This is a genomic window from Lacrimispora sp., assembly GCF_032078915.1.
Classification (GTDB): domain Bacteria; phylum Bacillota; class Clostridia; order Lachnospirales; family Lachnospiraceae; genus Lacrimispora.
In genome coordinates, this window is the sequence record NZ_DAMAUN010000016.1 from 73,788 (window position 1) to 84,550 (window position 10,763).

General features: G+C 46.4%; 8 protein-coding genes. 6 read left to right on the forward strand and 2 right to left on the reverse strand.

The genetic code is table 11. The annotated features are described in order from the left end of the window. From glnS to RT269_RS08820, 4 genes are all read left to right on the forward strand, one after another. Positions 1-1,395, forward strand: a 1,395-nt coding sequence (gene glnS, locus RT269_RS08805) for a glutamine--tRNA ligase (RefSeq protein ID WP_313181946.1), incomplete at its 5' end; no start/stop codon positions are given. Between the two features lie 153 nt (positions 1,396-1,548). Then, complete coding sequence (gene pdxR / locus RT269_RS08810) at positions 1,549-2,997, forward strand: MocR-like pyridoxine biosynthesis transcription factor PdxR (protein WP_313181947.1); 1,449 nt, start codon at positions 1,549-1,551, stop codon at positions 2,995-2,997. Beyond that, positions 2,990-3,859, forward strand: a complete 870-nt coding sequence (locus tag RT269_RS08815) for a hypothetical protein (protein WP_313181949.1) — start codon at positions 2,990-2,992, stop codon at positions 3,857-3,859. The genes pdxR and RT269_RS08815 overlap by 8 nt, the downstream gene beginning before the upstream one ends. Before the next feature lie 15 nt (positions 3,860-3,874). Then, positions 3,875-4,837: an AraC family transcriptional regulator gene (locus RT269_RS08820; protein ID WP_313181950.1), complete on the forward strand. Its 963-nt coding sequence runs from the start codon at positions 3,875-3,877 to the stop codon at positions 4,835-4,837. On the opposite strand, the gene RT269_RS08825 is transcribed toward RT269_RS08820, so the two are convergent. Continuing rightward, a complete protein-coding gene (locus RT269_RS08825) occupies positions 4,834-6,735 on the reverse strand; it encodes a DUF5696 domain-containing protein (protein WP_313181952.1) in 1,902 nt (633 codons plus the stop codon). The two genes, RT269_RS08820 and RT269_RS08825, sit on opposite strands and share 4 nt — an antisense overlap. Before the next feature lie 80 nt (positions 6,736-6,815). Continuing rightward, complete coding sequence (locus tag RT269_RS08830) at positions 6,816-7,760, reverse strand: AraC family transcriptional regulator (RefSeq protein ID WP_313181954.1); 945 nt, start codon at positions 7,758-7,760, stop codon at positions 6,816-6,818. A 368-nt stretch (positions 7,761-8,128) separates the two neighbouring features. On the opposite strand from RT269_RS08830, the gene RT269_RS08835 reads away from it, so the two are divergent. Both RT269_RS08835 and RT269_RS08840 read left to right on the forward strand, forming a co-directional pair. Then, positions 8,129-9,409 (forward strand): Gfo/Idh/MocA family protein, encoded by a 1,281-nt coding sequence (locus tag RT269_RS08835; RefSeq protein WP_313181955.1) that lies wholly within the window; start codon positions 8,129-8,131, stop codon positions 9,407-9,409. Positions 9,410-9,470: 61 nt separating this feature from the next. After that, a partial coding sequence (locus RT269_RS08840) for an ABC transporter substrate-binding protein (protein ID WP_313181956.1) occupies positions 9,471-10,763 on the forward strand: 1,293 nt, incomplete at its 3' end.

Here is a 10,763-nt window from a genome sequence, read left to right on the forward strand (position 1 = left end):
GATTTCGAGGACCGTCTTTTCTTTGCGTCCAATTATTTTCAGGAAATGTATGATTGTGCTATCCTTTTAATAAAGAAGGGAAAGGCATTTGTCTGTGATTTGACTGCGGAGGAGATCAGGGAATACCGGGGGGATTTTAAGACTCCTGGAAAAGAAAGCCCCTACCGGAACCGCAGCGTGGAAGAGAATTTAAAGCTGTTTGAAGAGATGAAGGAAGGCAAATATCAGGATGGGGAAAGAGTTCTCCGGGCCAAGATCGATATGGCATCTCCCAACATCAATATGCGCGATCCGGTCATTTACCGTGTGGCCCGCATGACGCATCATAACACCGGCGATCAGTGGTGCATCTATCCTATGTATGATTTTGCCCATCCGATCGAGGACGCCATTGAGCACATCACCCATTCTATCTGTACTCTGGAATTTGAGGATCACAGACCGCTTTACGACTGGGTAGTTGTGGAGTGTGAATTCGTTCATCCTCCCCGCCAGATTGAATTTGCGAAGCTGTATCTTACCAATGTGATAACGGGAAAACGCTATATCAAGAAGCTGGTAGAGGACGGTATCGTTGACGGCTGGGATGATCCCCGCCTGGTATCCATTGCAGCTTTAAGAAGAAGAGGCTATACGCCGGAATCCCTCCGCATGTTTGTGGATCTGGTAGGTGTATCCAAGGCGAACAGCTCTGTTGACTATGCCATGCTTGAATACTGTATCCGTGAGGATTTAAAGTTGAAAAGGCCGAGAATGATGGCGATCCTGGATCCCGTTAAGCTGGTCATCGATAACTATCCCGAGGATACCATAGAGTATCTGGATGTTGCAAATAACCTGGAAAATCCTGAATTAGGAGAGAGAAAGGTTCCCTTTGGGAAAGAGCTTTATATTGAACGGGAAGATTTTATGGAAGAACCCATTAAAAAGTATTTCCGTCTTTTCCCAGGCAATGAAGTCCGCCTGATGAATGCCTATTTTGTGACCTGTACCGGCTGCGAAAAGGATGAGGACGGCAATGTCACTGTGGTTCACTGTACCTACGACCCGGAGACAAAGAGCGGCTCAGGCTTTGAAGGCAGAAAAGTAAAGGGAACGATTCACTGGGTAGCTTCCTCCACTGCAGTACAGGCAGAATGCCGTCTGTATGAAAACATCGTGGACGAAGAAAAAGGAAAGCTTAACGAGGACGGCAGCTTAAACTTAAATCCAAATTCTTTGGTCATCTTAAAGAACTGTTTTGTGGAACCGGGCCTTCTAAGTGCAAAAGCTTATGACAGCTTCCAGTTCGTAAGAAACGGATTTTTCTGTGTTGACTGCAAGGACAGCGGACCGGAACAGCTGGTATTCAACCGGATCGTTTCATTAAAGAGTTCATTTAAAATAACTAAATAATCGTTGACAGGCCAGGCGGCAGGTCAAACAAGTAGAGTGCTGCATGACCGGAAAAACAAAGGACGTGCGGCATTTCTTCATATCCGGTAAAGTGACAACCTGTGTACACAATATCTAAATGCCAAAAAACACGGGCAGGAAAGGAGTTTTTTTATGGAGCTAATGATACCTTTAAAGAACCAGCCTGGGTCGCCCTATTACAGCCAGATTTACAGCTACATTAAAGAAGAAATAAAAAAAGGGAATCTAAGGCCGGCCAACCGCCTTCCTTCCACAAGGAGGCTGGCAGAGAATTTAAAAGTCAGCCGCAGCACCACCCAGATGGCTTATGAACAGCTTTTATCGGAGGGATACATTGAGGCCGTCCCCTGTAAGGGATATTTTGTATGCAGGATCGAGGATCTGGTGCATACCGGGCAGGAGCAAAGGGATAAAATCCCTTCCCTTCTTAGTCCCTCATTAATTGACAGGGAAAAGGTTCCTGACTGGAAGGTGGATTTTTCTCCCAGAGGGATTGATCTTTGTGCATTTCCATTCAATACATGGAGGAAGATATCGAAAAATACCCTGGTAGATGATAACCGGGAGATGTTCATGCCGGGAGATCCCCAGGGAGAGCCTGCCCTCAGGGAGGCCATCCGTTCCTATCTCCATTCTGCCCGCGGGGTAAACTGTTTGGCAGATCAGATCATCGTAGGCGCCGGAAGCGAATACCTTTTGATGCTGCTGTCCCAGATCCTGGGAGCTGACCGGGTGATTGCCATGGAAAATCCAACGTACAAGCAGGCATACCGGGTCTTAGACAGCCTAAAATACCAGGTGGTTCCCGTTGACATGGACCGGTCCGGCATGGATGTGGAGCTTTTGGAAAAAAGCGGAGCGGATATTGCCTATGTCATGCCTTCCCACCAGTATCCCACCGGCATCGTTATGCCGGTAAAGCGGAGGCAGGAGCTTCTTGTCTGGGCCTATGAAAAGGAAGGTCGGTATCTCATTGAGGATGATTATGACAGTGAATTCCGATATAAGGGAAAGCCTATCCCTGCGTTACAGGGAATGGACGGAAGAAACCGGGTGATTTATTACGGAACCTTTTCCAAATCCATTGCCCCGGCCATCCGTGTAAGCTATATGGTACTGCCCGGCCCTCTTTTGGCTGTTTACCGGAAGCGGATGAATTTCTATGCTTCCACAGTATCCCGCATTGACCAGAATATTCTTTATCAGTTTATGGCAGAGGGGCATTACGAACGCCATTTGAACCGGATGAGGGCTGTCTATAAGGCAAAGCACGATACATTGGCGGCGGGGCTGAAACCCTTTGAGAGCCAGTTCCTAATCAGAGGAGAACATGCGGGACTTCATCTTCTTTTAACTGACCGCAAGGGAAGGGAGGAGAGCCAGCTCATTAATATGGCAGCAAGATCCGGGGTTAAGGTTTACGGCATGTCGGGATATTTTATCCATGAACAGCATAATACCTATCCTTCAACCATTGTTCTTGGGTTTGCAAGCCTTACGGAAGAAGAGATAAGGACAGGCCTTGCGCTTCTTTGCCAGGCGTGGTCTGTATATGACGGGAAGGAGGAATTTTGTGTTTGAGAAATGGACGGATCCAAGAAAAAGAGAAAACCTTCGCCTCCTCCTTTGGATCGGGCTTATCACAGTGCTTTTGCTTCTGCTTAGCCTGGCAGGCACCATCAGGAATGGAGAACCATACGAAGAACACGCGGAACCAAAAGCATTGGCTGAGACTGTAAGTGAGACTATAAATGAGACTATCAGTGAGACTTTATCAGATGAAATAGCTCTCTCTCCCGGGGATAAGGAGTTTTTAACCCAGCTGACCGGGTTCTTTGAACAGGGGGATTTGGAAGGAGCGGCCAGGCTCTTAAATAGTTATGACATCCCCTGGAAAGAGTTTCCCTGCATGTATGATGGAGCAGCGATGAGGGGGAAAATATCCTCTGGCAAAGGCCTGGTGTTTGTGAAAGCCTCCACTGTTTTTTACGGGAATTTTGATTACGGGAAGCCTGAGGGTGAATGTACGGCCTTGCAGATCCTGGAACTGGAGGAGGGGAAGCGTTACGATTACTCCTATGGAACATGGGTGAGTGGAAAGATGAACGGGAACGGAGAGTGCGGTTACAACTATTATGACGGGGTAACAGAGGATATCACGAAGCTCAATGCAAAAAGGGGTATTTTTAAAGATGATCTGATGCAGGGAGAGATTACCTATACCAGCACCAATGCAGAAGGGGGAACTTCCGTCTGGCAGTTTTTAGTTGCAGATGGCATGATTATAAAGGATGACCGATGGATCAGGGATACGGACAGCTCCGGAGCCGTTATTTACAAACTGATGGCAAAGGATGATATGATCCATGCCTATGCCTTAGGAGAAAGCGCCATGGGAGAGGACAGGTGGAAAAACCTGATCCTATTTCCCTATGTTTCATAAAGGAGGCCTTGACGGATGAATCAGGAAATCTTAGACCGCCTGGGAATCATTACAGACGAGGAACGGGAAATCATAAACGGACGGACAGAAATTGACCGCAACCGGTATACCGAGGGGCGGGAGCTGGTCATTGACAGCAAAAAGATGCTGGAGCATGGGAAAATGATCAGCATCAGGCCTCACACCAGATTCGTCCATTTCCCCAAGCATAAGCATAATTACATTGAAGTGATCTATATGTGCAAGGGAGAAACGGTCCATTATATTGATGGGGAAAAGGTGGTCTTAAAGACAGGGGAGCTGCTGTTTTTAAACCAGCATGCCACCCAGGAGATCCTTCCGGCAGGAGAGGAGGATATTGGAATAAACTTCATTATCCTGCCGGAGTTTTTTGATACTGCCTTTGAAATGATGGGGGAAGAAGAAAACCTGCTGCGGGATTTCCTGGTAGGCTGTCTCTGCTTTGATCCACGTTACGCCAGCTACCTCCATTTTCAGGTGTCAGATGTGCTGCCGGTACAGAATCTGGTGGAAAACATGGTGTGGACCCTTTTAAGCGACCAGCCAAATAAAAGGAGCATCAACCAGGTTACCATGGGGCTTTTGTTTCTTCAGCTCATGCATTACACGGATAAGATCAGCCATACGTCAGAAAGCTTTGAACAGAAGCTTATATTTCAGGTGCTCACCTACATTGATGAAAATTATAAGGATGGGGAGCTGACTGAGCTTTCGGCCCTCCTTAATTATAACATTTACTGGCTGAGCCGGGCCATAAAGCGATTGACCGGGCGGACCTATAAGGAGCTTTTGCAGGTAAAGCGGCTGAATCAGGCTTCTGTTCTTCTTTTAAACACCAGGCTTTCGGTAACAGATATTTCCATAGCGGTAGGGTATGATAATACCAGCTATTTTCACAGGATCTTCCGGAACTATTACGGAATGTCCCCAAAGGAATACAGAGCTATGGACCCTTAGGAGGACACTTGTCCTGTCTTGATTTCATAGGTTCCATGAAGGAGGTCGGCTTCTACTGCGGTTCCGTCAGAAAATGTGGTACGCTGCCGGAATGGGTCCCCGTCAATGAATTCATGGGAAAGCATTTCGCACATGGCGACCCTTTCGTGAAGGGAAGCGACAATTCTGCAGCGGGCTGCCATTTCTTCCTCCGAGAGGGTTTGATGGCCGCCAAAAGAGCCGTCAATGTTCTCATAAGCCCCATCCCGGATAAAATATGGGGCGCCGCCGTTTAAGAGGGCATAAAGCATGAAGTCCTCTTTTTCATATTTTTCCATCATCCATGGGATGATCAGGCAGTCATGATAAACCAGGTTAAAGAGAGGTACCGGGATTCCCTGGCGATCAGCCCCCGGCTCGTGCATCATAAAGGAATAGGGGGCATAGTGGCAGAACACAAGACTTTTTACGGACCAGTCCGTCACTTCCTCGGAGCTAGGAAGGATCCCCCCAGAAAGCAGGTATTCAAAGCAAAGGCTCCGGTAATCCAGACATTCCTTCCGGTTGATCCGGTGCCATGGGTGGGCGCATTCGTCAGGCTCATTGCACGTGAACACATCTAAGTAAGCACAGTCTAATTCCACACCGTTTTTCTTGATTTCTGTAAAATTCCTTTTTACATAATAGGGAGCCTGAGTGGCGCACAGATAGGTCTGAGGTCCGCCTGCCCAGTTGGCATGCTCCGTAAGAGTCCCGTCAGGCTTTTGCGCTGCAAAATTCTGGTCAAAGGTTTTGGCTCTGCGGTAATAATCCCGGTACTGGTCATGGATGCCAAAGGAATATCCGTACCCGTGCATGGTATCCGCAAGCTCCTTCATCTTTTCCCAGCCCCCGGCCTCTTCACAGGCGGGTAGGTAGTCGGGATGCTGGTTATCATAACCTGGTTCCGCCCAGCCATCCAGATGGAGATACAGCTTTTTAAGGCCCAGATCCTTGTAGAAATGATGGATCTCACCGGTTCGTTTCTCAAAGCTGTATACATGGTTATTTTTGTCCGGGTTTTCCGGGTCAAAGAAGCGGGAATCCGGCATGACCTGGGTTTTAATTCCCTTATGGATAAAAGAAGCGCCGACCAGCTTATGAACAGGGGCCTTTGCCGCCTTTTCCTTCAGGGAGCAGAAGGTGCCCTGCTCTTTTACGTAGGTCCGGTAATGCTTGCAGATATCATTGTAATCACAGTCCGACAGAAAGGAATACCGCATCGTTCTGCGGCCATTCATTCTGCCTAAGCTTGGCAGCCACTTGATGCCGGCGTGGGTATAGGGGCCCTTTGCCGGATGCTCTGCATAATAAGCGGCATCCCAGGGCTGTTCACAGATGGCTAAGTAGCCGCTTCCCTCCTTTACTTGTCCAAACCATGGCATGTAAGAGCCGGCTGTGCACATCATGCCGTCAAAGGGCAGCTTTTCAAGAGCTGTTTCCCAGGTATTTGGGATGAGAAGCCCTTGCTGGATATTTAAAAGAGTATACCAGCGGTCACTTTCTTTTTCAAATTCCATGTATCCGGGCCAGTATATTTCTGAAACCGGGATGCTGCTTTCTGTCAGAGGGATCCATTCAAAATGAATGTCCTCCGTGGCGAATTCCATCCATGTAACTGTTTCAAAGGCTAATGAAAGATCCATGCCATCCAGCTGAAAGCCCTGGTAGTGGCTGATGATTCCTTCCCCTATTCCTGTTTTCCATTGCCTATGAGTAATGGAAGCGGCATCCTGGAAATAGACGGTCTGTCCGCCGATCACAAGACGGGGCCTGTATTCTTTGTCCCATTTCCAAAGCACATTCCCATGCTTTATGGAAAAAAGAAGGGAGCTTTCCTCAAAGCTCAAGGCTGTTTGATTGAATATAATATCGTGCATTGTCCATCCTCCACTGTATTGATGGTTCTAATATAGCACTTTTTCAGAAAAAAGCCTTACGGAATCATCACGGAAGCTTGTCAAATCATCCGGTTATCTTCTCTCCTTTTTTTACTTGCATTTGTGATGTCATTGGAATATTTTTTTACGGAATTAAAATATTCCAAAGGAGACATTCCGGTTGTTTTCTTAAACTGCTTGGAAAAATACTGCAGGGAGCTGTAGGAAAGGAAATATGCAATTTCCGTAAAGTTCATATTGCCATCCCGCATGATCTCCTTAGAACGCTCGATTTTCATTAAATTGAAATAGTCGATGGCTCCGCAGTTTTTTTCTTTGTGAAACAGGGAGTGAAGGGTGGAACGGCTTATGGAGAATTCATTGCAAATGGCTTTTATAGTAAGGTGTTCGCAGATGTGAAACTCCATAAACTGAATAATCTGTTCCAAATGGCTGGAATTGGAGGAAAGGGCCATCTGCTCGGTTGGAAGGTTATGGATGGGGGAACCGTCTTCTTCAAAATGATTCCGCTTCACATGGATTAAGAAAACCTGTAAGTATAATAGGATGAGCTGGGCGGCTCCGAATGGCGGGGAAGGGGCCAGCTCAACCTTTTCCACGGAAGGAATGTGAAGGGGAGTGGAAAAGGCCTGTTTCGCTTCTGCAATAATCCTGGAAATGAGGAATCGTTCTTCCTGATTTAAGGAGCAGGATTTCTCTTCAAAAAACCTCATGCTTTCGCTGGAGCAGCGGAAGGACATGGCTACCAGATTGGGAGCCTTGTTTCCGGACGCTTTTAAGGCGTGGAATTCATTTGGCTTGTGAAAGATCACGTCTCCGGCTTTTAGCTGATAGATAGACTCATTTGCCTGTACGGTAATTTCTCCCTTGTCCACGTAAAGAAACTCCCAAAAATCGTGGGATTCTCCCGAAAATACAAAATCCTTCATGTATTCAAAATAGTGGACGGTTATGATCTCATGGATTTCAAATTCGATGGTTAGCGCTGTGCTGCAATATGCCATTTGAAATACCTCCTTTGAACTTTATGGTAGCATGAAATGAAGCTGCTGGCAAGAATGGTTAATTTGATAACAAGACAGGACAATCCTGCAATTCAAACCCATAGAATTAGAGTATAATAAAAAAAATATTAATTCGCCAATGGAGGCATTCATCGATTCGTATGGATGCCTCTTTTTATATTTCCTGTTAGAATCCGTTGAAATAACCTAATGTTGGAATGATTTTCAGGATGATTTGTGCATAATAACTGAAAAAACAAGGAATTTGGCAATGAGTCCGGATAATAGTATAAGCATATCATTCCGATTCATTATATAATTATGATACAAATATAAAAAAGAACCAAGACACAGGAAGGGAAGATCATATGAAACGAATTACAGTTGCCCTTGCGGGCTTAGGAAGCAGAGGCAAAGATACCTATGCGCCGGTTGCAAAGCTGCTTCCTGAAAAGATGGAGATCACTGCCATAGCGGACATTGTTGAGGAAAAGGTAGAAGAGGTGTCCAGGGAATACGGAGTGCCAAAGGAACGGTGCTATTCCAGTGCAGAGGAGATGCTGAAACAGGAAAAGCTTGCTGATGTGATGTTTATTGCCACACAGGACAGACAACATGTGGGCCATGCGATTCCGGCCCTTGAAAAGGGATATGATCTTTTGCTGGAAAAGCCGGTTTCACCGGATTTAGACGAATGCAGAGAATTATTAAAGGTTGCCGGTGAAAGAGGCCGGAAGGTGGTAGTCTGTCATGTTCTGCGGTATACTCCTTTTTACACAAAAGTAAAAGAACTCATTGATTCCGGAGTGATCGGCGATGTGGTCACTGTTATGGGGATAGAAAATGTAGGCTACTGGCATCAGGCCCACAGCTTTGTCAGAGGAAACTGGAGAAACTCAGAAATGACCAGCCCCATGATCCTTCAAAAGTGCTGTCATGACATGGATCTTTTATTGTGGCTGACAGGAAAGACCTGCGAAGCCGTGAACTCCTTTGGAGGCACCTATTTATTCAAGGAGGAACAAGCGCCGGAGGGTGCGGTAAAACGCTGTCTGGATGGATGTGCTGTCAAGGCGGAATGTCCCTTTGATGCAGAAAAGATTTACATAACCAATGAAAAGACCGGCATTGCCCATGGTAAGTCTGACTGGCCATGCAACGTGCTTACCCTTCACCCAACGGAAGAATCGGTTATGGAAGCCATAAAGACCGGCCCTTACGGAAGATGTGTGTACCATTGCGATAACAATGTGGTGGATCATCAGGTAGTAAATTTAAATATGACTGACGGTTCTACCATCAGCTTTACCATGACAGGCTGCACAGAAGAAAATTCCCGGTTTACCAGATTTATGGGAACAAAGGGAGAAATTGAAGCCAGCCTTCACTCCAATCTCATAACCGTAAGACCATTTGGAAAGGAAAAGGAAGTCATAGACGTTTCCAAATTGTCCGATGACTTTTCCGGTCATGCCGGAGGTGATAACCGGATGGTGGAGCAGTTGCTTGATATGGTCAGGGAAGGAACCGAACCGAATCGATCCATGACCACACTTGATAAGTCCCTGGAAAGCCATTATATTGCTCTGGCGGCGGAACAGTCCAGAATCTCGGGAGGAAAGCTGATTCACTTAAAGGATATTCGTTAAATAGGATATGCAGGCATATCCGCATAATAAAAATATCAATAGAAAAAGGAGAGAGCAGATTATGAAGAAAACAAGAGGAACCAAAGTTCTGGCAATGGGAATGGCATTTGCCATGGCGGCAATGAGTCTTACCGGATGTGGCGGCGGAGGAGGAGCTTCCAAAGGAGGTGCTACGACCTTAAGCATGGGAATATGGGATGAAAAGCAGCGTCCCGTCATGGAATCCATGATCCAGGCCTACCAGAAAACTCATGAAAATGTAAAGATCGAGATTCAGCTTACCCCTTATAAGGGAGGCGAATATTGGACCAAGCTGGAGGCTTCGGCAACAGGCGGAACAGCACCGGATGTATTCTGGATCAATGTACTTCACGCAGAGGATTACTATGACGGAGGAATTCTTCTGGATCTAAATGATTATTTGAAAAAATCAGACTTGGATTTAGAGAAGAATTTCCCGGAGGCCCTTTTAAAGGCTTATAACTTTGATGATAAGCAGATCGCCATACCAAAGGATTTTGATACCAATGCTCTATGGTATAACAAGGATATCTTTGATAAGGCAGGAGTAGCATATCCAACCGATGACTGGACCTTTGATGATCTTCAAAAGGCATGTAAGGATTTAACGGCAGCAGGTCTTGACTCAGGGGCATATCCTTTTGCCTGCCCTATCGATTTCCAGACTTGGTATTATCCTACCGTATATGCAAATGGCGGATGGATCTTAAATGCTGACAAAACAGAAACCGGTTATACAGATCCTAAGACCCAGGAAGGAATCCAGTGCTGGATCGATCTGATCAATGAGGGATATTCCCCGTCAGCAGCCGCATTGTCAGAAACCAGTGCCGATGCCATGTTTGAAGGCGGTCAGCTGGCTATGGTTCTTGCAGGCTCCTACATGACACCGGAGTATACTTCTAATGACGCCATCAACACCAAGATCAACCTGGTGGAATTCCCGGAATTTAACGGGAAAGAACCGAATATCATAAACGGACTTGGTTATGCCGTGTTTGCAGGAAGTAAAAATAAGGACGCAGCAGCAGATTTTGCATTATGGCTGGGAAGCGAAGAGGCTATGAAGATCCAGGGAGAGAGCGGAGTCGTTATTTCCGCACGGAACGATGCCCAGAAGTATTTTGCTGATTCCAACAAGGATTTAAACCTGGCGGCCTACACCAATCATTCCGGGGAAGCCAATCCCCTTCCTGTATGCAAATCTGTGGCAGAGCTCTATGATATAGAAGCAGAAGCTTTGAAGGCAGCTTATTCCGGTGATAAGACTTTAGCGGATGTATGCAGCCAGCTTAAAACCGACGCTGATGCGATTTTACCAAAAAATAATAAG

Coding starts and splice junctions, on each gene's coding strand:
- RT269_RS08825 (WP_313181952.1), bottom strand. CDS start 6,735: ATGCACGATATTATATTCAATCAAACAGCCTTGAGCTTTGAGGAAAGC.
- RT269_RS08835 (WP_313181955.1), top strand. CDS start 8,129: ATGAAACGAATTACAGTTGCCCTTGCGGGCTTAGGAAGCAGAGGCAAA.
- RT269_RS08830 (WP_313181954.1), bottom strand. CDS start 7,760: ATGGCATATTGCAGCACAGCGCTAACCATCGAATTTGAAATCCATGAG.
- RT269_RS08820 (WP_313181950.1), top strand. CDS start 3,875: ATGAATCAGGAAATCTTAGACCGCCTGGGAATCATTACAGACGAGGAA.
- pdxR (WP_313181947.1), top strand. CDS start 1,549: ATGGAGCTAATGATACCTTTAAAGAACCAGCCTGGGTCGCCCTATTAC.